Raw genomic sequence first — 24,257 nt, 5'->3', positions numbered from 1 at the left:
AAAAAGGCATAGATCATGACGATAATCTGTGCCGCTGGTGAATTTACGGGGCGAGCCAAGCCACTAATGCCAAACTTTGGCCGCATCGTCCCAGGACTGATTGCGAAGTTTTGAGAGGCTGATGGCGAGGTCGGCTTTGCGAAATGGCTTGCTCAGCTGGGGTAGCTCCGGGTCAATGCCCCCTCGCTCGGCATAACCCGAGATTAAAAGAACGGCGGTGTCTGGTCGACTTGCACGTACAACTCTGGCGAGCTCGGTTCCGTTAATGCCGGGCATCAAGTGATCAGTAACGAGCAGTTCAAAAGCTCCACCGGCGTCCATTACCTCAATCGCCTCTTCGGCCGAGGCCGCCTCGATGACACGATAGCCCAGTTCGACCAGCATGTACGATGTGCTCGCACGTACAAGCTCCTCATCGTCAACCAGCAATGCCGTCCCAGTTATAGGCACTTGTTGCGAAGTCTCCACATTGCGTAACGGGTTGATCGTTTTAGCCAGGCTCCGTGGAAGCCAGAGCTCAACATTTGTGCCCAGGCCCGGCGAGCTCCGAATGGTGAGCGCTCCGTTCAACTGCGATGCTAAACCGTGAACCATCGAAAGCCCCAGACCTGTCCCTTTTCCAACGCCCTTGGTGGAAAAGAACGGCTCTACCGCTCGGCTCAGCGTAACCGCGTCCATGCCGATGCCGGTGTCCGCAACTGAAATACACAGGTATTCGCCCGAAGGGAGCTTCGAGCGATGACCGTCCTCGACCAACTCTCTCTGGGCAGACATGCGGATCGTTCCTCCATCGACCATTGCGTCACGGGCATTCACCGAGAGATTCAGAAGAGCCATTTCCAGTTGGTTAACATCGGCGAATGCCGCTGGCAAATCGCTTGGAGCATCAATCACCACCTTGATTTGCGGGCCAGTGGTGCTGGCCACGAGATCGCCCATTTCCCTGAGCAGCTTTGTCACGTCGACCGGAACCTTCTGCAGCGGCTGACGGCGAGCGAAGGCGAGCAATCGTTGCACAAGAGTCTTTGCGCGGTCGGCAGACTGTATCGCGCCGGATATCAACCGCTTCTCTCTCTCGCCGCCAATGCCTCTTCGCTGCAGAAGGTCAAGTGTGCCGACAATAGGCGTGAGCAGGTTATTGAAATCATGTGCCACACCACCGGTGAGCTGCCCCATGGCTTCCATTTTTTGGCTCTGACGCAGCGCTAGCTGAGCCTCTTCGCGTTCCTCAATGGCCTGGGCAATCCGTGTTTCAAGCGTGGCATTAAGTATCCGCAGCTGCTCTTCAGCAGCTTTACGGGGAGTGATTTCGATGGCAGTACCCGACACGCGCACGCATAGACCGGAGTCATCGAACATACCTCGCCCCTTGGCGGCTACCCAGCGAACTACGCCGTCCTCTCGCCCCACCGTTCGGTAGTCGACTTCGTACAGCGCTCGGCGTTCGGGGTCCATTGCCGCTGCGAATGCAGCAACTGTAGCTTCGCGATCGTCAGGATGCAGACCATCGTAGAAGTCTTGAAGAGTGACAGGCGCATCCGGGGAAATACCAAACATCGCTCTGGTCTGGGAGGGCCATATCAACGTGCCCTGAACGCAGTCCACGTCCCAAAAACCGACATCAGCATGTTCAACAGCAAGACGCAGTCGTTCCTCGCTGATTCGCACCGCGGACTCCGATTGGGAGCGATGTACGATCAGAGCGATCATCTGAATTATAAAGTCGACGATCTCTACGTCCGATGGTAGCGGTTCACGCGGTTCCCCATGTAATAAAACGACAGCACCCAGCACCGTGCCCTGCGCCGAACGTATTAGATTCCACCAGCAGACGTGCAAATCCATTCTAAGGGTTAGCGCGTGAAGCTCGCTCCAGAACGCATTTTCTGTCGTGCCAAGCTGAGAGCTCACGACCCTTGGAGAGTCAAGCAATTGAGCGTCAGCGATGTGTTTGATGGCCTCGCTGTATACGTGGGGGAGGCTCGGACTTGCAACGAATTCCAACTGCTCCCCGCTTTCGCTCAGAAGCAAAATGCTTCCAATGAAGCCCGAGATCGATAGCATTTCCATCTCGCGAACTATCACTTCAAGCATGAGGTTGAGTGGGATTTCTTCAACCGCCAGCTTGAGGATGCGATTCTGAGCGGCTCCAATGGCTGCTCCTCGATCGCGCGCTTGCATGATGCGCACGTTTTCGATCGCTACGGTTGCGAGTTGTGCTAGCCGCTCCAACTGTTTGATCGTATGAACGTCATGATCCCGCACTGTCGACCAGTACGCACCCAATGCTGCGACTGGAGCCGGCTTGCCGATGGGCACCATTACCAAGCTCTGGACGAAGGTTTGGCTATAGGCTGCTTGTGGAATGCGTGAATCAAGCTGAACATCAGAAACGGTCACCGTCTCGCCATGACGAATTGCCCAGCCTGAAATGCACTCATCAACTAAGAAGCTCTGCCCCTGCCAGAGAGGTGAAACTGCGTCCTCAGCTGCATAGAAACATCGCCCGGCGTTCTCAAGAATTACGGCGATACCTTCGGCACCGACCGCAGCGCGAGCCGTGTCTCGCAACACCGCAACAACTTCATCAATTGAAGCCGCGCGGGCCAGTTGAGCACTGGCCTCGAGCACATAAGACACGCGGTCGGCGCTGGTAAAATGCGCGGAGCCAGTAAGCAAGCGGTTCTCCCAATGAGCTAGGCGTTACTTCGCGGTACACTCCAAGGCAAATGGACGTACGGAAGACGCTATCGACTTGTTTGTGCGGACGGATGAATTCCAGTCTTTCAGAAAAACGCTTTTCGCGCACCCCTATGGCGATGACTTGGACCATAGGGCTTTTGCTCTCATGGCTACCTATTTCCTTCCTCGACGACACATTTTAGCTATGCCCTCATAGCAAAGAGTGCCGTGTAAAGCCGGGGCGGCCTACCGTTTAGTACTCAGCTTTGGGAGCGTGGCCTGCCCGTCGCCGTGTTTTTAAGTGGTCTCCTGAATGTTTTTAGGAGCGAGCTCACCTTAGAGTCACTGCTCTGATTGTGGAGTGTCGGCTATCGGCCCATGCTGTGTGAAAACACCTGTTGCTTTTCGATGATCGCGCTCCTACGTGGAACCTGAAAGAGATGCGATTCACCCCTAGATTGGCCCAAGTGAAAGCGCTAGCTTAAATCACTTTGATTAACAGGGGTCGAATGTCCGCTTCTGGCCGATAGCTGCCTGTCGTTTTTTACGTGCGTATTCAGCCGGATGTAAGGTAAGTCAAGCGGTCGAAAACTAGAGCCAGTGGTGTTTATTTTCTCTGGATCACCGTTTAGGTAGAAAGAGCAACGGAGGGGCGAGCCCCCGTTGATTTTCTATTCCACATAAACGGCAACATGAGCGAGCGCGTCATGATGATCATCGAGTCGATGGTGCCCGCGCTTGAGGTCTACAGCATCGACGAGGCCTTCGCCGACTTGACGGGCATGCCAGGTGATCTCACAGCCTTTGGCCGTAAGCTGCAAGCCACGATGTTCAAATCCACTGGCATTCCAGTCGGGGTAGGGATTGCTCGGACGAAGACATTAGCCAAGCTTGCGAATCACATCGCAAAACGTCTGCTCGATAAGACGGGTGGTGTCGTGGATCTCTGTGATCAGTTCAAGTGCGATTGGACGCTGCGGAACACGGATGTCGGAGAAGTGTGGGGCGTCGGCAAACGGATGAAAGCGCATCTGGAGACGATGGGAATCAAGACGGCCATGGACTTGGCCAAAGCTGATGCCTGGACACTCCGGCAGAAATTCAGTGTTGTGATTGAGAAGACGGCGCGCGAGCTCGCCGGCACACCTTGCCTAGAACTCGGAGAGGCTGATCCTCCCAAGCAAGAGATCTGCTGTAGCAGGATGTTTGGCACACGCCTTACGGATATCGAACCGATCAGGGAGGCCGTGGCCACCTACACTCAACGCGCGGCAGAAAAGCTTCGGGCGCAAAACTCACTGTGCAAGAAAATCCGCGTCAGCATCCGTACGGGCATGTTCAATACGCACTGATGGATCGTGCCGCTGGACGCCGATGGCGAAAAGCTGCAAGCCCTGTTGAGCTGCGATGGCCGGCTCGAGTTAACTGGTCGGTGAATCTTTTCTTCTACGTCCAATGACTCGGCAATCGCCATCAACTAATATCACCGACATCATCAGAATACTTGGAGCTTCACATGTCGCGTCTCGCTGAATTCCGCAAACTCGAGCAACAACTCGCTGCCCAACTGGCAGAGCTGGAAACGCTGAAAAATGACGATGGCCTGAAAAAGGAAATCGAGTTTGAAACCAAACTGCGTGACCTGCTTGCTCAATACGGATGCAGCCTGAAAGACGTGATCAACATTCTTGATCCCCAAGCCGCCACCCGCAAGGGGGCTCCAGTAGTGGCCGAGAAAGTGGCCCGCCGCGCACGTACCGTCAAGGTTTACAAGAACCCGCACAACGGCGAGATCGTCGAAACCAAAGGCGGAAACCATAAGACACTGAAGGCTTGGAAAGCTGAGCACGGCAGCGACGAAGTCGAGTCGTGGCTTGCCCATTGATCGACAGCGTTGATGCAGAAAGCCGCCTACTCAGGCGGCTTTTTTGTTTGAGTCTGGCATGCGTCTCTGCCGAGCAAGCGAGTGCAACTGACAGATCAACTTGGACACCAGCGGTTGACCTGTCGGTGCGAGTGCACAGCATGCGTCAATGACGGAGGCATTACTTCCTCAGGAACTTCTCATTCAGCCGGTCCACCCCGTAGTACCGCTTCCCGTCCTTATGCATGCACCAAGGATCGAAAAACTCGCGCAGGTGAGGAGGTTCGGCGGTTGGATCTATCGCTAGCCGCTGGCGTACAGCTTTGCGATAGCGCCTATGCCAGGCCTGCTTGTCGAAATGTTCGCTTACCGCAGTGGTGATGCCGCAAACCGGAGTCTTGCGTCGGCTTCTGCTCATGATGAGACCAAGGCTGATGAAGCGCGCCATTACGTGCTTGCCCTGGAATGCAGAGCCGTTCAGGTTAAAAGGATAGGGGAGAGCCGAACAACTCAAGGTTCAGCAGAAGTCTTCCGCGCTGCTGCTTGGCAGCTTTACGCGCTTGGGCGTGTTAGTTTGTAAAGAGTTGACAGGGAGGGCCGCCTAATAGCCCGTGGAGATGCCGTGACGCAGATGGGCATGGCTTCAGGCAAGGGATCTGCCATCGTTCATTCAGCAGCCATGGTCGCTAGACTACTGGTCGTTGGGCTCTGTGTAGGCCTCTGCTAAAAGGGCCTGAGCGTAACCTTCGAGGAAGTCGAAAATCTCTTCTTGGATACGCCCGTTGTATTGCTTGCGTCGACTCTTTGATACGACCCCATTCTGATCTAGGCACTGCATGATCAGCTTGCTCAATAGGCTGCCGCGCACGTCGTAGTTCTCATTAACCACCTTGAGCAGTGTGTCGTATCGTTGCAGATACTCGATTCCTTCCCTCAGTTCGATTTCCAGTGCCCGCTTGGCCATTTCCAGCGTGAAGGCCACACATTCAGTCGCATCCCAGTAACGATAGAGGCTTGGGTCGCCGGTGAAGTGAAGCGACAGATTATCGGCATCGATCCAACGAACGTCCCAGAATTGCCGGGCAGGTTTCGAGAAGCTCTGCAGCGCCTCGAGATAGCGTTGCTCCTCTCGCTTCATGGCCACGGAGACAGGGAGTAACAAACCGTTCTCCAACGCCCCGCTGCGGCACAATGCCTGGTGGATCAAGAACCGCGACAGTCGGCCGTTCCCATCCATGAAGGGATGTAAGAAGACGAACCCGAATGAGGCAATGCCGGCGGCCACCAGTGGGTCAAGCTCCAGGGGCGCACGGTTTGCGAAGGTCATGAGTTCGGCCATCAGATCCCGGCAAAGGTCTGGAGGAGGGGGGATATAGGTGACCCCAGCCGGTCCTCGAAAAGAGTTCGTCAGGTGGTTTTGTTCATGCCGGAAGGCCTCCGCCCATTCAAGCGGTTGGGAAATCGTATTGTTTTGCAGAAAGACCAAATAGTCCTCGGTAAGCGGTTGGCGGTCATGTGCCTGACGCAGCAACTGAACAAAACGCTCTGACTTCTGCTGGCTTGGTGTTTCCTTCTCAATCGCAAATGAGGAATCTGTTTCGCTCAGGTACGCCCTGGTGATGGCGCGATCCATCATTTCCTTAGGCAGGGAATCAATGAACGCTTTCGAACGCCCGAGGATGTCGTAGTCAAGCAACGCCTGGATCTCAGGCGTGCGTTCTACCGTCGCGCAGTATTGGAGCGTCCCCAGCCCGTTGAAATCCACGCGCCAGCGGCTGTTTCGCACCGATGAACCCGTGATGTAGTGTTCTGGATCAAACAGCAGTACGCCGGGCCCCCGAGGCTTGTCGGTGTAGTCTAGCAAATGGCCCGAATACGCTTCCCAGAGGAAGCAGACTTTGCGCAGATAGCCGCTGCTGGGAGATTGGGTAATGGCCTCGACAAGGGTTCGATCGTCAATGCGAGGCAGAGCCTGCGCCAAAATTGCCAGGTTAACGCCCTCATGTTTGAGCGCGAAAATGATGTGGGCGAGAAAATCCCCAGATTCCGGTGCGACCGCCTGCGGCACAGCAAGCGCGCGGATGGTCCGCTCAATGCGGGTCACGGGTTGAACGCGTGCGGGATTCTTTACCCCGATAGCCTTCAACCCCATGGCGTTGATCAAATGGGCGTACCCCACTAGATTTCCCATTTTTACCCTGCCGTTAGCTAGATTTTTTTAACCGAGCCAAGATTTTCTTAAAACACCCGCCTAACGTTCAGAAAATATTAACCAAGGCTGGTTGTGTAACCACTACTTTTGAGCTTGCTGCTAATCGGCGCACCGGGAATCTGTGTAGTGGTCATTGTGTGTTGTTCTGTCGCCTAGCGGTCTCTGAGCCTGGCAGTCTGAAGGTAGGGTTTCTCGTTGGCCGGCTTTGGGAGGATCGAGGCATGACTTTAATACTCAAATTCCTTTGCGGCACTGAACAGTGCCAAGCGCATCCACTCAGGCATTTTGCAGCCCATGAGCTTTTTGAACTCTTCTTTGCTGAGAGAGCTGGCGACCTTGTAAGCCACCATCTCAGTCACTCCCGTTCTTCCTAAGTACATCAGAGCAGTGAGAGTCACACCCACTCGTGTACCAGCGCGCTGAAGGCGCTGGTTTGATGCATGCCGCAGTCGCACTACTGCATTTCCAATTGTGATTTCACGAGTCGACCCACTGGTGTAGTAGGTCGGGAGCACCTGCATCTGCGTACTGAGCCCGAAACGGCGAACCGCTTCTGCGCCGTGCACCTGGATAGTCTCTCCGCGTGCTCTAGCGATAGCCTCCATGACCTGAATCGGGTTAGCACGGACCTTCCTACCTGTGTACTCACTCAGCTTGGGGCGCATGTAGACGCCGCGAGCGACACGCTCCAATAGGCCTATCAGCGCCATCCGCGACAGTGCTTTGTCAACCGAAGCACGAGTCCCCGCCCGCGCGAGTAGTGCGCGAACAAAAGACTTGCCCTTGGGCATGTGCTTGATACGGTTGGAAATACACTCTGAGACAGACATGGATGACTCTGATTCTATCAGTAGCTTGATGGATGGTTCCTGGCCCAGCAGCGCGATAAAGCCCTTACAGGATCTAGTTTCCGGTAGAACCATTTCAGGTTATGACGAAGCTTTGTCCCGTGGCCACCAGAGCAATCAGTCTCCGCATTCGGCGGCGTGATCTCAATAATGGTGAATGTCGATCGCAGGGGCGGTGTGTCCCTCATAGCGCTGCTCATCTATTCACTTTCCTGGCTTTTGGGATGAGTCGAACAGATCGGGAAACAGGGTCATTATCAAGTGCCCAGGTAACCTCATCGAGGCCTGCCCGTTCTCATCCAGGGCGATCAAACCTTCACAGGCCATCTGACCGAGTAGATTTCGCGCTGTACATTCTCCAAGGCCCAGCTCGGCTTGGATCTCTGAACGTTGCATCGGGCCACGCTCAAGCAGGCGACGGTAGAGTTGCAGTGCGTCGATTCGCAGAATCGCCAGCGCTTCACCGCTAGCTGCTGAAAATGCGGACTGTTGACGCATGTGGAAATAGTGGTCGATACGGCGGTTTAGCGTGCGAGGCTCCAGAAGCGCGCTGACGAAACGCACCTGCTCTAGGGCCGTTGCGATGAAGTACTCGGTGAATTTGAGCAGGCCGCTATCGGAGAGCTCGCCACGGCCATCCAGATCACCTTTACGGACATGATCGGCAGCTTGCAAAGCGCTGTAATACGCATCGGCATCCTGGCCGAATCCGCGACTCATTGACCACAGTCCATAGCCCTTCAGGCCGCCAGCTTTGAGATATTCATCGGTTAACAGTCGGCCCGTCCTCCCATTGCCATCGACAAACGGGTGCAGCCAGAGAAAGCGGTGGTGAGCGCCTGCAGCAGCCAGAAGCGGCGCCAGTCCATGCAGTCGATCCAGCCGATAAGCATCTTCAAACCACCTCAGATAAGACCTGATCTTTTCCGCGGCCGGCGGAATGTGATGGCCCACCCTCACTTCGCGAGTGCGGATCTCCCCCGGTACAAGTGGGATGGGTTGGCCGCCTGTCTCGGCGTGGATGCGCAGGTGGTTCTCGGGTACTCCCCTGTAGAGCTCGCGATGTATGCGCGCGATTGATGCACGGTTACTCATTACGGTCGCATCGATGGGGTCCGTCGACAGACTGATTTGAGCTTCGATGTGGCTCCTGATTTCCAAGAGGTCCAGCGCTACGTCACCGTCTGCCGGATCATCCTGAGCACGCAGTACATCGGCGGGTGCCGCCGAGTTACCCTCGATCCTGTTGCTGAAATATGCACTCACCTGGCGTTGGAGGTGAATCATCGGGACGCGCAGCGATTCAGGGATGTTTTCACTCAGTGCAGCGTTGAGCCGTAGGAGTTCAGCAGCCGCATCCCTGAGGTATCCAGGCGCTCTATCCGGTGTGATGTAAGGTGTTAAGGCCATGTGTTGTCCATGCCCCCGAGATGAACCTTATGGAATGTGGAGTCGCTTTCTCTTTGACAGATTCATCGCGCGTGGGGCTGGGCAAATGACGTTGTTCAAGGGCCCATCCGCTAGCCGTGAAAGATCCCTTCGACTTCATCGTGAGCGGCACCGAGGACTCTATCGGGTTCTGAACTCAGTAGAGTCTTGGGTGCTTTTCCCCCCCAGATAGCTGTTAGGGAACGCAAACCAGCAAGCCATCAACCATCCGTTTTTCATGGTGGCCAGAACAGCGATGATTTCACTCAAACTCTCAAATGGTTGGTATGAGCGGGTAGGGTCGAGGGCATAGATGGGGAAGAGCTGGATTCCCTTGTGGTTGAAGCTGAAGAGTCGCCCTTCGGCCTCCCATTGAGCCAGGCGGTGACCAAGCTCTGCTGGTTCGGCACTCGCCATTGCAGCTATGTCGTTGATGGTAAGCCAGTCCCCACTGCTGATGATCTCATTCAGCGCTTTTGCGAGCATCTTGGCCTGTATCAGAAGGTTTTTTGCGTTCCGAGTGGCGTCCGACAGCGATTGCGGCAGGCCTTCGTCCTTAAGAGCGGACGGCGGAGTTATTCCGTGCATGACCTGGTTCAAGATGTCGAGAGCATCGACGTATGCATCAACCGCAATGGAGGAGTATTGGCCATCAAGGTCGATGGTCAGCCTGGTGGTGTTCTGTGCTCCATGCGCTCCGTCTTTGCTCGTTGTGGATCTGTGGACCATGATTCTATCGTTGGGCATGTTGCTTCCTCCTTTCGGGATATCGCGGATCGCGTTGAGCATCGCAAGCGAAAGGCTTACCAGTAGATCCCGTACTCAAGGCAGGACAGAGTTTCCATAACCAAAGTGAAATCGCGGACAGTGTTCATCAGCGTGCAGGGCTGTCGCTTACCCAGGCTTCGAACCCGCCCCACAAACCAGCGGCTGGCGCTTGCTGGCGACCCCAATACCACAGAGGCGCGTGAGAGAACCTGCGCTCGAGCAGATGCGAAGCGGCGATAATTGATGCTCAAGCAGCCCATGCCTGTGGGTACCGCCCGCCCCAATATGTGGAAGTTCGCAGAAACAACATCGCCCTCTGCGCGAGGGAGCGGAGGCACCGCGGGGGCGGTAGCAAAATCCGGTTGAACAGCCGGCTCAGGAGCGTTTGGGAGCTCCGGGTCGCAAAACAATGGCTCGAGAAGAGGCCAGGTCGCGAGTGCTGGATGTAGTGCTTTGGGGCCGCTAGGAAGCTTTGAAACTTCATCCTGTCTGATCGCTTCCCATCGTCCAGCCAGCCTGATGATGTCAGCGGTAGGGTAGTGACGGAGCAACTGTCTGGCTTCACTTCGAATGGTGTCGGGCAAGGATTGGTCGCGAGTCAGCCTGAGCAAGAAGTCACTCGTTTCAATCACGCTGCGTGTCCGCTCGTAGACGGTGGTCATAGCGCTTGCTCCTCGCTCGGTAAAAGGGCGCAAAGTTTTGTGAGGACCTCGGTCGCTTTTCCGATCAGCATTAGTTCATTCTGCGCGCCGGCGCTGACATCCTCCGTGTTGACGTGAATCACTGTCGCGCCATGCGACAAGGCAAGCTTGGGAATTTCAGCAGCAGGGGTAACGATTCCAGATGTACCCACAGAGATCAGAACGTCGCAGCTTTTCACCAATGCGATCGCAGATTTCCAAATGTCCGACGGCAAGTCTTCGCCGTACCAAACTACGCCTGGACGCAGCTTTCCGTTGCACCTGACGCACCGAGGCGGTTCGACCAGTTCGCCATCGGCAGAACAGGTCATGCTTGGTGGAGGTATTTCTGCTGGGCGATGGCAAGCAAAGCACTTTGGCGTAATCAAGCTGCCGTGCAGATGTAGCACGCCTACTGATCCGGCTCGCTCGTGTAAGTCATCAATGTTTTGAGTCACCACGGAGAGCTTCTGTCCCTTGGTCGCTATGTTGTTCAAAGCAACATGGGCGGCATTTGGTAGGGTTTCAGCTACCTGCTGGCGTCGCCACAAGTACCATCCCCAGACAAGAGCAGGGTTCTCGCGAAACACTTTGGCCGTTTCCAAGCTCTGCGGGTTCTGCCGGGCCCAGGCCCCCTTCAATGGATCGCGATAGGTAGGAATGCCACTTTCAGCCGAAACCCCAGCACCCGTGAAGACCACTATCTCGCGAGCGTTCGACAGAGCCTCGGCCGCGTACTCGAAATCTGACATCAGGCAGCCCTCAGGAGCCGAAGTGTGGATGATCAATCTTGCTGGTAACCCGCCCCGAAAGCTGATGCTGTCTTGAGGTAAAGCGGGGCGTACATCTCGACGTCTGCTGGTCTGGAACCCGATTCTGAGATTCGTGGCTGGTGATTTTCCAGCCGCTTTTTCGAAAACCAGACCTTGGATGTTTTCTTCTTGCGCAAGTCCAGCCCCCCCAATTTGTAAACGCCCCGCGACGTGCGATACACCACCGCACTCTCTTGGGTTGCTACACCTTGGAAGCATGTAATCTGGTCTAGATCTTCGAGGCTCCATTTTCCGGAGCGAGTGATGGCTGGTGGGCATAACATCTGCACGTTACTGATCTCTACATCCGAAGCGGTATTCATGTAGTGCTGAAGCTCGTACGCACAGCTGACCATCGCGGCGCGCTCACACATCCCAGTCCGAGCTGAGGTGACTGTGAGGAGAAAACTCATGCCCTCTATCTCGCAGTGCGTTTCGGTGAAAACTGTCCGTTCTGCAGGGTCAAGTACGTATATCAATTGCTAAACCATTCCCGATTCAATCAGCATCACATGCACACCTTCTGCAGAAACATTAGGTATTGAGCGCTAGTAGTCTAGCGAAAAGCCAACTGGGCCCACGAACCAAATCAATAATTCCATCTACTAATGGGAAACTCTTCACCAGACTTTGCAATGTAGATTACTTTGTAAATGTCCTCGTACTTAGGTTCAGCAAGAAATTCTGCAAACTCACCAAATTCTGTTTGATACAGGATGGATTGGAGATTGCCCGCCATATCGTAAGAGGCGGAAAGTTCTGTAATGGGAGTGTTCAACCAACGTTCACCGTTGTACTGATGAGGAGGCATCACTACAAAGAGTTCCTGGATGATCAAACCGTCGATATTTTGGCAATCTGTGAGGTATCCAATCAACGAGGCTTGCGTTGAGAGAAGCACGCACGCTGGGCAAATACTCACATCCTCATCAACGACAAAGGCCATGTAGTATGTTTCGCTCGTGTCAACGCGGGGCCAAGCATGCAGCGGCCGGTACACCTTCTCGTGGTCGCTGAGGATTTCCTCGCGAGGGTCGGATAGAAACAATTTCTACGCCTCTTGTATTCAAAAAATTTGCTCAGCCTGGTCCATGCACACTGGCTATTCATCGTCTTGATTGCGCCGATCAGGCTCGCGTTTATGGGCGTCCCCAGTGGACTGACCGCCAAAGCGGATATTACCAGTATACTGTGAAGACGTAAAAGGACCCATATCCCAAAGTCCCACCTTTTGGATGGGTTTGTGGACATTGCAGAGGCGTTTGGGAAGGTGTTGCGTCGAGCACGACTGAAGGCCGAGCTTACTCAGGAGGGACTAGCCTTTGCTGCGGAGCTTCAGCGAAATTACATAAGCCTGATGGAGAGGGGGCATCACCAGCCTACGCTTTCCACGCTGATTAGCCTCTCGGCTGCGCTTGAGCGCTCCCCGATTGATCTGCTTTCAGAAGCTCTCACAGAGCTAGAGGGCAATCCGACCGCTGATCAATTAGGGCGGTAAACCTGGCCGACGAAAGGCATGTTCGCTCAGGCTCTCAGCCTATGAACACCAAACAGGACGACCGTGCCTTCATGCCATGAAGCGTCTTCGAACTTCATGGCGACGATTCATTGGGAGGGAGAGGCGATTGAACTGAAGAGTGACGAATCATTGTGCGCCGTTTAGCAATTCGGCACATCCCATAGCGCCAGCGACTAGCAGCCATGCGACCACCATCAGGCAGACAGCTGTCGAGAAGCGCATACAAGGTTCGTTTCCAAAAAAACCTACCTTGTGTGATGAGGCCAGGGTTAAGGCTTCAAATGCGGCGTCGCATATGGAATTTCGACTCCAAAGGGCCGTATAACCTTCCTCAAATGCTAAAGGAACAGTCAGCCAAGGACGAGGCTGCACTGAATGCAGAAATGCTGGTCTCTTCTCCGAAAATCATGGAGCAGGCCCAGCGCGAAAGCGAAGCTGCCAAGCTAGGTCCTTATGATGGGGAATGGGTGTACCAGCGAGTGGCCCTGCGTGACCCTCTCAGTATCATGACCATTTGACGAAAGAGTCAGATCAGACAATGGTCGTTCAATTTTCAGAGTATGGATCGGCTTAGCCAAGGAACTCCCACTTTCGAGATTCTCGAAAGTGGGTTGAGAATCGGATCAGGTCCTCAGTCCCACCTCTTTGCACTGAGCCCTGATAAGCGAACCTTGACCTGTTTAGACTGTGCCACTGTCCAGCGCTGGAGCAAACCAGCCCCCCAAGAAAGACCTAAGTGACCGATACTACGCCCGCAGCATGGCGGGCAATCCGACAAAATAGTCCGTTTGAGAGGATATCTGGCGATTTTTTAAGGGGCCGTGAGCAGGGCGACATTTCGATTGGTCTGATTACGTGTCGAGCGCCATTTCGGTCTGCTCAGGAGGGGCTTCGTTTGCGTGCAGCGGCTGAAGGGTGAGCTTTTCATAATGATATCTGCGAGCAGCATCGACACGGCTTGAACCTCTGTTACTGGCCAACTAATTGGCTGGCCTGGCAGGCTCTGAGGTTTAGGGAGCCTTCCCCAGTTATGGGCGTCGGGTGTCTCGAATCCAGCCTTAAGCGCGCACCCAAGCCAATAACCTTCGAAATAGGTCGCATTGCTCTGGGAGCCTGCGATCCAAGTGAGCACCGCCGCTCGGACTTCCACTTGCTCGTGTTTTGCCCATTCAAATAGGGCGTACGAACCGCGCCCTTCTCTGGGGCGATTGAAATGTTCAAGTAGGCGCTTGCGCAGATTGGCTGTCTGGCCGATGTAGCAAGCTTTACGCGTACCGTCATCGCTATAGGCCATCAGCGCATAGATCCAGTAGCCAGTAACCTGCGTCCGGCGTAGGGATGGCTTTGGGCATGGCGATGGACGATCTTTAAAGTCGAAGCGGACTCTCAGCCGTTTTCCGCTCTTGCACAAGAAGCCGGCGTAATCGCGACCTTTACGTGTGACGCTCAGATTATTGCGAGTTGCTACATCGAATAACTGCTGTCGAGTGCGGATCACCCCCGCATCGATCGCGGCTTGCAAGGTGTTTTTAAGCCGCTTGGCATGCTCGATTGCTTCCCGATCCATTCTCACTTCCCGATCGCTCATTGCTGTCAGAGCCTATGGCCAATACGTCACGGAAGACAGCATGTGAGTGGGGTTAAAGTGGAGCCTGAAAGCACTTTTCAGATTCATCGACTAATGTGTGATGGCTATTGGCCTTGGGATGCGAGGCTTACACGGGACCAGGAGCGGACGGATATGCGGGTTGCACGGCTGAAGATTGAGAATTTTCGGGGTATCAAAATTGCGGATGTTCTGCTTCCCAAGCATGCTGTAATCGTCGGTGACAACAACATCGGTAAGTCCACGCTGCTAGAAGCGATCGATCTGGTACTGGGCCCTGAGCGGCTGTCGCGTAGGCCAGTGATAGATGAGCACGATTTCTATGCGGGAGAGTATGTAGATCCGCAGGGGAAGCCGATCAACATCACCATTGAAGCGGTCATCACCGATCTCAATCTGGATCAGGAAATGCGTTTCCGAGATCACATCGAGTGGTGGAATAACGCTACCGGTGATTTGCTAGAAGGCCCGCCAGTCGAAGGGACTGACGCACAGCAGGTAAAGCCCTGTCTGCGTGTCATTTTCGTCGGCAGCTATGATGCCGATGAGGATGATTTCACAGGCACCACATACTTCTGTTCGCCGATGAAGCAAGATGGGTCGTTCGACTTCTTCAGAACCGCCGATAAACGTGTCTGTGGGTTTCTGTACCTGCGCACGGTTCGAACCGGCAGCCGTGCATTGAGTCTTGAGCGTGGCTCGCTCTTGGACATCATTCTTCGGTTACAGGACGACAAGAATTTTAGAATCTGGGAGGGGCTCTTGGTCGAGCTGCGCCAGTTGCAGGTTGCAGCTGACCCAGCCATTGGAATCAATGAAATCCTATCGAAGGTACAGACCTCGATCCGCGGGTACATGCCCAGCGATGACGGTAGCGATCCTCAGATGCGAGTCACTCAGCTAACGCGCGAATCTCTACGCAAAGCGTTGACTGTCTTCATGGCCACCGGGGCGCAGCGCAGTGACGGTGAAGCGCATGCCGCGCCATTTCAAAGCCAGGGCACTGGCACCATTAACATGATGGTGCTGGCACTTTTGTCATTGATTGCAGAGCTGAAGCAGAACGTGATCTTTGCAATGGAGGAGCCAGAAATAGCAATTCCGCCGCATATCCAGAAACGCATCATTAACGGTGTGCGCGGCAAGTCAGCCCAAGCGTTGTTTACCTCGCATTCACCTTACGTGCTCGAAGAATTTGAGCCGGACCAGGTCATTGTCATTAGCCGTGTGGATGGACAGTTGAGTGCCATGCCTGCGGGGCTGCCGCCCGGCATCAAAGCAAAACTGTACCGGCAGGACATGCGGTTACGTGTTTGTGAAGCCCTGCTGGCGCGTAGGGTTTTGATTGCCGAAGGACGGACGGAATACGACGCTTGGCCGGCCGTAGCGCGGATGCTTCATGAGCAAGAACCTGAATCTTTCATGCCGCTCGAGGCCATGGGCATCCCAATCATCGATGCGACAACGGACTCGCTGATCGCGCCGATGGGGGCCTACTATCGCAGGCTCGGGAAGAAGGTCTATGCCGTTTTCGATGAGCAGTCACCGGAGCAACTGGAAGCTATCAGAGCAGCGGTCGACTATCCCTATCAGGCACCCGAAAAAGGTTTCGAGAACGTTGTCCTAAGAGGCACCGATGAAACGGTTCTGCGCACCTACGTAGCATCTCTGATTGAGAGCGGCGCCTGGCCTTCGGACTTGAAGGATAAGGCCCCGGGGTCTGAAGCCACGAAGAATGAGGTTGTTGAGATTCTCTCGGTGCTGCTCAAACGCTGGAAAGGCGATGGTGCGGCTGCCAATTTGCTTTGTAGCGCGGCGGCCAGGCAGCACCTGCCTGAGTTTATCGTCAGCACGCTCGAGAGCATCACAGCCACAGTTGTCCCCAAAAAGCCTGAAACCGATAACTTGGGGCTGTTGGATGATAACCTGCTTGATCTGGTAGGGGCTTAATAATGATGGTGCTTGACCAGGCTCGTAGGGACGTCATCGGCTCACCCCACCATCTAGTTGTGATGGGGGGGCCTGGTTCTGGGAAAACCACCGTCGCGTTACTCAAAGCCGAAGCATTTTTGGGCCGACTAGACCTTAAAGAGTATCAGCGGGTACTGTTCCTCAGCTTTGCCAGGGCCACGGTCGCAAGAGTTGCAGAACAGGCGGGGAAGATGCTTCCGAAGCTTGAGCGGGGTCAGCTCGAGGTCAACACCTACCATGGTTTCACATGGAATTTGCTGCGCAGCCACGGCTACCTACTCCGTAACGGACGGCCGCTATCGTTACTTCCTCCGCCAGAGGCGGCCGCGCGCTTGTCCACATTGAGCGAGGAACAAATTGGCTTGGAGAAAGTCAGGTTGCTCGAGGAAGAGGGACTTTTGCACTTCGACCTTTTCGCCAGCAATGCTGCCGTTTTGTTGGAGAGAAGTCAGTCACTACAGCGCATCTACGGCAACAGCTATCCACTGATCATCTTGGACGAGTTCCAAGACACGAACGAAGACGAGTGGCGCTTCATTCGCGCTTTGACTCGGAACAGCCAGGTGGTGGCTTTGGCTGATCCGGAACAGAGGATCTACGAGTTCCGTGGCGCCAGTGCAAATAGGATTCAGGAGTTCGAAGAGGCCTATCGTCCCGCCTCCTATTCCTTTGGAATGGAAAACCACCGAAGCACTGGGACTGACATCGTTCGGTTTGGCAATGATCTGCTGACAGGAGCCAACAGAAACAGGACCTACACCAATGTGACCGTGACGTCCTATGTGCCACGTAAAGGACAGCTTAATAAAGCCTTCAAATTTGCAGTGCTTGCTGCGATAGCGCGGTTGAATCGCGGTGAGCGTGATTGGTCCTTGGCCATTCTCGTGCCCAGCAAGAGTTTCATGGCTGAGGTCTCTGCATATTTGTCGAGTGACTCCGATAATTTGCCCAGGCTGTTCCATGAGGTGGCGTTCGACCAAGAGGCTGCGGCGCTTTCTGCTACGGCAATCGCAGCCCTACTGGAGGGCGGCGACACTGCTGAAATTATTACTGAACGGCTTCTCCGAAACCTATGCGCTCACATGCGTGGAAGGAAGGGCGAGAAACCACCCAGCAAACCGCATCTGGAACTGATCCTCGCTTTGGAGCAATTATTTGGTGGGCAACTGCTCCGGCGAGCACCGCACAAGCGTGTCTTAGCCGCTGCTCAGCTCATTGCTGCCCAGCGCCTGAATCTGCAATTGACAGGAGATCCTCAGATTGACTGGATTGCCGCGCGACAGTTGCTGGATGCGAGTACTGAGCAGGTCTTCAATCAGGTTGGTATCGATGGTCGGTATGTTCGCTTGCTAGGGAAGGGGTCATTACTACGAAGTCGGCTGAGCGAACTGTGGCGCTCAGATGAAGGCTACCCTGGGGCTGAAAGCTTGGTCCGTGATGCGCTTCTTCAAGACCACTTCCAAGCGGTAACCAAAGACTGGAAGGGCATTCATCTGATGACTATGCACAAGTCGAAGGGGAAGGAGTTCACTGAGGTCATTCTGTACGAGGGGTTAATGAAGGGACGGTTTTTGCCGACCGGTGCAACCGCCGATCGAGAGCGGCAGGCGCGTTTAGCCATGCGTGTCGCAGTCACTCGAGCAATGAAGAAAGCGACTATCTTGACGCCGCAAGGACAATATCGCTGCCCGTTGCTTTAACCGCCAAAGGTCCCGCTACTTGGCGGTATGGGTGAGTTCCGCGTGAAATCCGGAGAAATGGGCTGCCAAGCTCGACAAGGCAGTGCGCTCGGGAAATTTCGAGAAAAATAGCGTCGGACGCAACCGCTGTGTAATTCCATGGACTTGACCACCCATTCGCATTCGACCTGACCAGTAGTTTGCGTTGGATCTGCCTACCGCACCGGGTGCGCTTTGACCGGCAGGAATCAACCCAAAGCTGCCGGTGAGGAAGCACGGATAGCGCATCGTGGAGGTAGCCAGTCAAGACAGTTGGCGGTGACCTCGCCACCGACCCTGCTCGCAATGGGGCTAAACTGTAGCCTACATATATTCGTAGGCAGATTGAGGGAGATGGCGATGAAGATTACTGGTAAAGTCCAGATTGAAGCCGTCACAGACGTTGTATGCGATATCTGCCTACTCACTACGACAGTAAACGGCGGTGGTTTTCAGTTTGGCACGCTGCAAGCACATTGGGGTTACGGTACCAAACACGACGGTGAGCGCTACGAGGTACATCTATGTGAGGGGTGTTTCTTCCAAGCAATTGCCAATCTCAAAGAGCAACGCCGTGGGCAGATCATGTTTCGCAACGACGTTGAGATTATGGAAGATGATTTCGGCTTGGTTACCAGGGACGATTTTGTCGGCGACACCGTCCGAGGATAGACAATGTGGGAACCTCGCTGTCCCATCATTCCTCCGGCTGATAGATCGTAGCCAAGCCTCCGCCTCAGTAGTCCGCTATTGATGGCTCCTTTTGGCCGATCTCTGCCGTTCAAGGCGCGCCCATTGAGTTAGGCAGATCCGATGCAAACAACTGGTCAGGTCGAATGCAAAGAGAGCTTTCAATCTGAATATCTGATCGTCTTGTGCAGAGACGCGCTTGGGCCGCCACTCGCGGTGGGAAGTTGCGATGTGCTGGCAGAGGCGGCGACTCCGATCTGCTAATTATAGGCGGCTACGCGCAGGCACTCTGGATTTTCCGACAATCCCCATAGGCGGAAATTAAGATAAAGGAGAAGGGTAGTCGTCAGACTTCAGAATGAGAGGAAGTGACGCCCAATATGTAAGAATTACCAGTTCATCGAATAAGCTGTTCGATGTCCAGTAGATCTCCCGACCTGAGCAGCCCCATGGTGTATTGGTCGACGTGAGCGCCACGCGAGCCTCGACACATCAAGCATTGCCAGAATCAGAAACAGGCATGTCTGTCACAGCGTCTATTTCAAGCCGTATCAAGCGCATACCCAAGGGTAAACCCTTTGCTAGCGGAGTTTTCGCAGATGCGGATTGACAAAGCTGCGTCTCGGTTGGTTCTCAGCGGCTCGCTAAAACGCGTTGCTCGCGGCAGCAAAGCGAAAGCACAGGTGAGAAGATCCTAACCAAAAGCTCAGAGCCTGTAAGATATCTGGGGCCAGGTTAGCGCTCCTCAAATGTCCAAAGATTGCAATTGGGAGCGGTCCTACCATTTTGAATCTTCAGTTACACGTTCTGCTGAAGTTTAGTTCGGTGTCCTCGACCGGGGGTTGGTGGATTTGGACAGCATGTCAACAGAAGCGCCACAGACATACTATTTAACATAATATACATTATACGTAACAACGTATTGCGAGTCAGGGCAGAGCTGCTGCATTTCGCTGCCTCCATTCCCCAGCTCTCGGAACTGGTTTCTTTGCATTTTTTGAGAACTAATTCATCGACACCATTGCTTCGTTGCTGCGCAGCATTGTCGACGAATTACTTCCAACGCGGCAGGCACGACACCCAGCATCAACGTATCACCGAAACACAAAAATGTGTCTGCATGCGGGTTCGCAGATCAGCGGTTGCTGTTGGATTTCGTTCTCCTGGTTGGCGATTTACTTCTTGCCACGACAGCGCGCACTCCATGACATGCATCAGCCAAGACGGTGCCGAAGGCCTAAAGTTACTCAAATATTTACTTCTGGCGAGACTCACTCCTGACCCTCGGATAGCAATACGAGGCTTTTGGGCCCTGTCGACGAGACCATTAGCATTAAGGCTGCTGAGATAGGATCCGCGGTCGCGAGCGATCGGTTGAGTTCCCAAATACAGGCTGGCGCGTCCGACGAACTTACGGCCGAGCCAGCCGTGCTATCACCGCCTATCTAGACGTTTCAGCTCTGCTCTGATTCCCTTGAATGCCCCAATCATTGGGGCGAAGTACATGCTCGAAGCCTCCTTGGTAGCTATAACGCCACGATTATGCCAACGGCAACACGATAGAGGGCTTATCTCCATATGCAATATCCGATAATTGCTAGACCCGGATATTGCAGGGCTTAATTTGACGGCGGTTCAGGTGGGTCTCCATCGTCTGAGTTTGACTGATGGAAATTTATACCAACGGTAGTTTTGGTGACCCTGTCCACCAAAACAGTGACAACAGGATATCGATAATTTAGTACTCCCACGCTTCTTGTCTTAACAAGAATATCCATCCGAAAGCCTTCTTTTAATCCGAGTACTCTTTCCACCGGGCTTTCAAAACAGCGCGGAGTGTCACCCCCGCAAAAGCACGAGGGCAACACGGAGGAGATGCCGTACGGCCCACAAGCCCAGCTTCAGCTTCAGGCGTGCTCCCTTCCCTACCCCATTTACAGTTTAAATCTAGCCACCATAGGAAATGGCCAAACGAGAAAGCTCCTGAGTCGATGCATTCGTCTGATCGGCGCCCGCTGCGGCCTTATTTCCCGTGCAAATCTTGCGGGCACAAGCTACTACCCTGTGGGCGGTGCCCTGTCCGGAACCTACACACTTGTTACCGAAAGGCGTCGAACCGGTGTTTCGCGAACGGGCCAACTCAAAATAGCCGCCATGAGGCTCAGCAGGATAGACACTTGCCAAACCAGGTCGTAGCTACCTGTTCTGTCATAGACGATCCCACCTAGCCAGCCCCCGAGGAATGCTCCGAGTTGGTGGCACAGGTACACGAGCCCCCCCAGCATCGATAGATTCCGCACTCCAAATACCGTTGCGACAGTCCCATTGGTCAAGGGCACTGTTGATAACCACAAGATGCCCATGGCAACGCCGAACAGGTAAGCAGTGAGCTCTGTGACAGGAAGTGAGACGAACGCAAAGATCACCAATGCTCGCAACAGATACAAACCTGTCAGCAAGCGGGGCTTTGACATCCGGCCGCCAAGCCAGCCCGCACCATAGGTACCGAAGATATTAAACAAGCCAATCAACGCCAGGACGGTGGTACTCGTTTTGGCATTAAGATGCTGATCCAACAAATACGCCGGAAGGTGGACTCCGATGAAAACAACCTGGAAGCCGCAGACGAAGAACCCAAACGACAACAACCAGAAGTCGGAGTGGGTGCATGCCTCATGCAGCGCTTCGCGCAGCGTTTGTTGAGGCCCGGTGTCCGGAATAGGCTTGTCCTTCAGCATGCCAACCAACGGCACGATAAGGGCGGCTAAAACGGCGAGCACCAGCAACGCTTTTGACCACCCTAGTCCGCTGATCAGCCCCAACGAGCCAGGCAGCATGACAAATTGGCCGAAAGATCCGGCGGCTGCCGCCAAGCCCATACCCATGCTGCGTTTTTCGGGTGGCAGCGCCCGCCCTACCACACCCAGGATGACGGAAAACGTCGTTCCAGAAAGGCCGATACCGATAAGCACGCCAGCGCTCAATATCAGGGTCGAGGGAGAGTCAGCCATGCTCATGCAGAGCAGGCCTGCTGCATAAAGCACTCCGCCAATGACAATGACTTTGCCGGCACCATAGCGGTCCGCCAGCCCCCCCGCTATCGGTTGTGCCAGTCCCCAGAGCAAGTTCTGGAAGGCAATGGCAAACGCGAACACCTCCCTGCCCCAACCGAACTGCGCACTCATTGGAGAGAGGAACAATCCAAAGCCGTGGCGTATCCCAAGCGACAGAGTCAGGATCAACGCACTGCCCACTATAATCCAGCCACTGGATCGCCAAGCGTTCGTCACGGTATATCTCCAAAACAGGATTGCCTTCACCTAAGAAGTAGTGTTCAAGGCGGGGATTATTTCCTCGTCGCGATAACGAGGTCAGTAAAAGTAAGTGATCGTTGGAACTTACGGATATAGAGGTGCGCGCGCCGCCAGACAGCGTCGCACCCTCCATCGCTCTACCGAGCGACGGAGGGTACATACCCGGGTTTCATCGCGCTAACAGACTGCCACTTCCGGCTCTGTTGGGTGCTTACTGGCCTGTCCACTCCGCTACCCGATCGGGATGTGCTGCGACCCACTCGGTCGCGACTTCCTGAGGTTTCTTGCCGTCTTGGATTTCGAGCATGACGGCGCCGATCTCATTGGCGTCCTTCCACGAAAACCGCTTCAGGAACTCAGCGACCTCAGGTGCTTTTGTGGCAAGATCCTTGCTGCCGATATTGTCTACATGCTCAGCGGCGCCAAAAACACCCTTAGGGTCTTCAAGGAAGCGCATTTTCCATTTAGCGAAAAGCCAGTGCGGCGACCACCCGGTCACTACAATGGGTTGATTCTTAGCGTAGGCGCGGGCCAGTTCAGCCGTCATCGCCGCGCTGGAGCTGGCCTGAAGCTTATAGCCGTCCAGATCATAGTCCTTGATCGCAACGCCGGCTGCCGTCATCACACCTGCGCCTGCGTCGATCCCGACAATCCGTTTGCCATAACCATTATCAGCCTTGAGATCGTCGATAGATTTAGCGGTTACATAGTCCGGTACAATCAAACCGATCTTCGCACCCGTATAGTTAGAACCGTAATCAACAACCTTTTCGCTATTCTTTGTCCAGTATTCAGCATGTGTCACTGGCAGCCAGGCTGAAACCATCATGTCCAACTTACCGGTTGCGACCCCTTGCCACATGATCCCCGCCGCAACAGGCATTAGTTTTACGTCATATCCAAGCTTTTGCTTGATGACTTCTGCAGCCACAAAGGTCGACGCGACACTTTCAGCCCAACCGTCTGAATACCCAAAGCTCAACTCGGGTTTGGCCTGCGCAGCACTGCAAGCAAATACCAAAGCCAAGGTTATACCCGCCCCCAAAATACGCCCAGATTTCATGTGAGACTCCTGAAAGACGCCGTTGTCGGCTATGGTCTTGTGTAAATTAGTGTGCTTTCTTGTTAGGTCATGGTCCATGTAACGGCCATGTTTGCGATCACTCGCAAAAGGCACTCACCCCAACCCTGCCACTCACTGAAAGCGACGGTTTGCCGTCTCGGCAATCGTGGGTATATCGATAGAACCAAGACGGAGGCAGATGTCGTGCTTATAAGAAATCGATGAACATGTAAAACATTTTCGATTACGGGGGATGGCCTCGTGAAATAGAAGATGCTAGGCCTTCTATCCGTTAAATTTTCCAGCAATACTACGTCAACACGCTTCTGCTTTGTGCCGATTGTGCTGACGTACCCAGCAGCGCGCCATCTTTCTAGCGGTATCGAAAACCTCGGTATTTTTTTGCGCCATTGCTCCTGTGAGGAAAGTCCCCTCAAGTAACACGAAAAGTCCTTCAGCAGCTGCATGTGGATCCATCAAATTTGCCTTGATAGCCAACCCCATCAACTCATCCCGGATCCCCTGTTTATGCCTGTTCACAGCAATATGAACAGGATGGCTGCACTCAGGAAATTCTGCGGCGCTGTTGACAAACACGCATCCACGTCCGCCGTCCTGAATAAGGTAACGTTGATAAAGATCAAAAAACGCAAGAATGGAGTCGACCGGATCGGGGTGCCTTTCCAGCATAAGCTCTACTTCTCTACGCCAAATGCGATCTCGCTCATCAAGGCATGCCACAATCAACGCGTCTTTTGATTCAAAATGACTGTAAAGGGTCATCTTGGTCACACCGGCTTGCTCGGCAATAGCCATAACACCCGTGATGTGCACGCCCTGAGACAAAAACAGTTTTAACGCCGAATCAACTAAGCGTTTGGGGACATTGTCCATTCGAGTGTCTCCCTTACATGAGTAAAGTCACTATACCGACCGGTATAACTCGAAAATGGCCATAAGCGACACAGAGTATTCCCATTGCGACCGAGGTGAACACTCCGCGGCTAATGAAAAACCCGCCGCAGCGGGTTCTCATCAGTACGGCGTTTTGAGGGAGACTCTGAGGTTGATCCTCCGTTGGG

Annotated in this window: 18 protein-coding genes and 1 pseudogene; 6 read left to right on the top strand and 13 right to left on the bottom strand. The window is 54.2% G+C overall.

Going from position 1 to position 24,257, the window contains the following annotated elements; all coding sequences use genetic code 11:
- Positions 1-63: 63 nt before the first annotated feature.
- Positions 64-2,679, bottom strand: a complete 2,616-nt coding sequence (locus DBP26_RS05055) for an ATP-binding protein (RefSeq protein ID WP_256600675.1) — start codon at positions 2,677-2,679, stop codon at positions 64-66.
- Between the two features lie 683 nt (positions 2,680-3,362).
- Here DBP26_RS05055 and DBP26_RS05050 point away from each other — a divergent pair.
- Positions 3,363-4,025 (top strand): annotated as a pseudogene (locus DBP26_RS05050) (DNA polymerase V subunit UmuC); the annotation flags it as partial.
- Positions 4,026-4,198: 173 nt separating this feature from the next.
- The gene (locus DBP26_RS05045) at positions 4,199-4,567 is read left to right on the top strand and encodes a histone-like nucleoid-structuring protein, MvaT/MvaU family (RefSeq protein ID WP_108236666.1); all 369 of its coding nucleotides are present in this window, start codon (positions 4,199-4,201) and stop codon (positions 4,565-4,567) included.
- A 670-nt stretch (positions 4,568-5,237) separates the two neighbouring features.
- Here DBP26_RS05045 and DBP26_RS05035 read toward each other — a convergent pair.
- The 8 genes from DBP26_RS05035 to DBP26_RS05000 all read right to left on the bottom strand — a co-directional run bounded on the left by DBP26_RS05035 (position 5,238) and on the right by DBP26_RS05000 (position 12,240).
- A complete protein-coding gene (locus tag DBP26_RS05035) occupies positions 5,238-6,737 on the bottom strand; it encodes a Fic family protein (RefSeq protein WP_108236668.1) in 1,500 nt (499 codons plus the stop codon).
- A 248-nt stretch (positions 6,738-6,985) separates the two neighbouring features.
- Positions 6,986-7,588: a DUF6088 family protein gene (locus DBP26_RS05030; RefSeq protein ID WP_108236772.1), complete on the bottom strand. Its 603-nt coding sequence runs from the start codon at positions 7,586-7,588 to the stop codon at positions 6,986-6,988.
- A gap of 222 nt (positions 7,589-7,810) precedes the next feature.
- Positions 7,811-9,016, bottom strand: a complete 1,206-nt coding sequence (locus DBP26_RS05025; protein ID WP_108236669.1) for a Fic family protein — start codon at positions 9,014-9,016, stop codon at positions 7,811-7,813.
- A 159-nt stretch (positions 9,017-9,175) separates the two neighbouring features.
- A complete protein-coding gene (locus DBP26_RS05020; RefSeq protein ID WP_108236670.1) occupies positions 9,176-9,781 on the bottom strand; it encodes a hypothetical protein in 606 nt (201 codons plus the stop codon).
- A gap of 56 nt (positions 9,782-9,837) precedes the next feature.
- Positions 9,838-10,464: a BPSL0761 family protein gene (locus DBP26_RS27445; protein WP_108236671.1), complete on the bottom strand. Its 627-nt coding sequence runs from the start codon at positions 10,462-10,464 to the stop codon at positions 9,838-9,840.
- On the bottom strand, positions 10,461-11,234 hold the full coding sequence (locus DBP26_RS05010) for an NAD-dependent protein deacylase (protein WP_108236672.1): 774 nt from the start codon (positions 11,232-11,234) through the stop codon (positions 10,461-10,463). The genes DBP26_RS27445 and DBP26_RS05010 overlap by 4 nt, the downstream gene beginning before the upstream one ends.
- A gap of 32 nt (positions 11,235-11,266) precedes the next feature.
- Positions 11,267-11,707, bottom strand: coding sequence for a hypothetical protein (locus tag DBP26_RS05005; protein WP_108236673.1), 441 nt, complete (start codon positions 11,705-11,707; stop codon positions 11,267-11,269).
- 176 nt (positions 11,708-11,883) lie between these two features.
- Positions 11,884-12,240, bottom strand: a complete 357-nt coding sequence (locus DBP26_RS05000) for a hypothetical protein (protein WP_146749642.1) — start codon at positions 12,238-12,240, stop codon at positions 11,884-11,886.
- Between the two features lie 297 nt (positions 12,241-12,537).
- On the opposite strand from DBP26_RS05000, the gene DBP26_RS04995 reads away from it, so the two are divergent.
- Entirely contained in the window at positions 12,538-12,792 is a 255-nt protein-coding gene (locus DBP26_RS04995) for a helix-turn-helix transcriptional regulator (protein WP_108236773.1), read from the top strand.
- 832 nt (positions 12,793-13,624) lie between these two features.
- Here DBP26_RS04995 and DBP26_RS04985 read toward each other — a convergent pair.
- Positions 13,625-14,380 (bottom strand): GIY-YIG nuclease family protein, encoded by a 756-nt coding sequence (locus tag DBP26_RS04985; RefSeq protein ID WP_177411010.1) that lies wholly within the window; start codon positions 14,378-14,380, stop codon positions 13,625-13,627.
- A gap of 174 nt (positions 14,381-14,554) precedes the next feature.
- Between DBP26_RS04985 and DBP26_RS04980 the strand changes: the two genes are divergently transcribed.
- The 3 genes from DBP26_RS04980 (at position 14,555) to DBP26_RS04970 (ending at position 18,780) form a co-directional block, all read left to right on the top strand.
- The gene (locus DBP26_RS04980; RefSeq protein ID WP_108236676.1) at positions 14,555-16,369 is read left to right on the top strand and encodes an AAA family ATPase; all 1,815 of its coding nucleotides are present in this window, start codon (positions 14,555-14,557) and stop codon (positions 16,367-16,369) included.
- 2 nt (positions 16,370-16,371) lie between these two features.
- Positions 16,372-18,090: a UvrD-helicase domain-containing protein gene (locus tag DBP26_RS04975; RefSeq protein WP_177411009.1), complete on the top strand. Its 1,719-nt coding sequence runs from the start codon at positions 16,372-16,374 to the stop codon at positions 18,088-18,090.
- Between the two features lie 378 nt (positions 18,091-18,468).
- Positions 18,469-18,780, top strand: a complete 312-nt coding sequence (locus DBP26_RS04970; RefSeq protein ID WP_108236775.1) for a hypothetical protein — start codon at positions 18,469-18,471, stop codon at positions 18,778-18,780.
- Between the two features lie 2,105 nt (positions 18,781-20,885).
- Here DBP26_RS04970 and DBP26_RS04965 read toward each other — a convergent pair.
- The 3 genes from DBP26_RS04965 to DBP26_RS04955 form a co-directional block, all read right to left on the bottom strand.
- A complete protein-coding gene (locus DBP26_RS04965) occupies positions 20,886-22,088 on the bottom strand; it encodes an MFS transporter (RefSeq protein ID WP_108236776.1) in 1,203 nt (400 codons plus the stop codon).
- Between the two features lie 235 nt (positions 22,089-22,323).
- Positions 22,324-23,175, bottom strand: a complete 852-nt coding sequence (locus DBP26_RS04960) for a glycine betaine ABC transporter substrate-binding protein (protein ID WP_108236677.1) — start codon at positions 23,173-23,175, stop codon at positions 22,324-22,326.
- A gap of 315 nt (positions 23,176-23,490) precedes the next feature.
- The gene (locus tag DBP26_RS04955) at positions 23,491-24,069 is read right to left on the bottom strand and encodes a TetR/AcrR family transcriptional regulator (protein WP_108236678.1); all 579 of its coding nucleotides are present in this window, start codon (positions 24,067-24,069) and stop codon (positions 23,491-23,493) included.
- Positions 24,070-24,257 lie beyond the last annotated feature (188 nt).

It is taken from the genome of Pseudomonas sp. RIT409, from assembly GCF_003052515.2.
Lineage (GTDB): Bacteria > Pseudomonadota > Gammaproteobacteria > Pseudomonadales > Pseudomonadaceae > Aquipseudomonas.
Note: the sequence above shows the minus strand (reverse complement) of the source record. Positions and strands in the feature narration are given on the sequence as shown.

Bases quoted from the DNA above. Each gene is read 5' to 3' on its own strand.
- DBP26_RS05000 (WP_146749642.1), bottom strand. From the start codon at position 12,240: ATGGCCTTTGTCGTTGATGAGGATGTGAGTATTTGCCCAGCGTGCGTG.
- DBP26_RS05045 (WP_108236666.1), top strand. From the start codon at position 4,199: ATGTCGCGTCTCGCTGAATTCCGCAAACTCGAGCAACAACTCGCTGCC.
- DBP26_RS04955 (WP_108236678.1), bottom strand. From the start codon at position 24,069: ATGGACAATGTCCCCAAACGCTTAGTTGATTCGGCGTTAAAACTGTTT.
- DBP26_RS05035 (WP_108236668.1), bottom strand. From the start codon at position 6,737: ATGGGAAATCTAGTGGGGTACGCCCATTTGATCAACGCCATGGGGTTG.
- DBP26_RS04975 (WP_177411009.1), top strand. From the start codon at position 16,372: ATGATGGTGCTTGACCAGGCTCGTAGGGACGTCATCGGCTCACCCCAC.
- DBP26_RS04970 (WP_108236775.1), top strand. From the start codon at position 18,469: ATGAAGATTACTGGTAAAGTCCAGATTGAAGCCGTCACAGACGTTGTA.
- DBP26_RS05025 (WP_108236669.1), bottom strand. From the start codon at position 9,016: ATGGCCTTAACACCTTACATCACACCGGATAGAGCGCCTGGATACCTC.
- DBP26_RS05020 (WP_108236670.1), bottom strand. From the start codon at position 9,781: ATGCCCAACGATAGAATCATGGTCCACAGATCCACAACGAGCAAAGAC.
- DBP26_RS05010 (WP_108236672.1), bottom strand. From the start codon at position 11,234: ATGTCAGATTTCGAGTACGCGGCCGAGGCTCTGTCGAACGCTCGCGAG.
- DBP26_RS04985 (WP_177411010.1), bottom strand. From the start codon at position 14,380: ATGGATCGGGAAGCAATCGAGCATGCCAAGCGGCTTAAAAACACCTTG.
- DBP26_RS27445 (WP_108236671.1), bottom strand. From the start codon at position 10,464: ATGACCACCGTCTACGAGCGGACACGCAGCGTGATTGAAACGAGTGAC.
- DBP26_RS04960 (WP_108236677.1), bottom strand. From the start codon at position 23,175: ATGAAATCTGGGCGTATTTTGGGGGCGGGTATAACCTTGGCTTTGGTA.
- DBP26_RS05030 (WP_108236772.1), bottom strand. From the start codon at position 7,588: ATGTCTGTCTCAGAGTGTATTTCCAACCGTATCAAGCACATGCCCAAG.
- DBP26_RS05005 (WP_108236673.1), bottom strand. From the start codon at position 11,707: ATGAGTTTTCTCCTCACAGTCACCTCAGCTCGGACTGGGATGTGTGAG.
- DBP26_RS04980 (WP_108236676.1), top strand. From the start codon at position 14,555: ATGCGGGTTGCACGGCTGAAGATTGAGAATTTTCGGGGTATCAAAATT.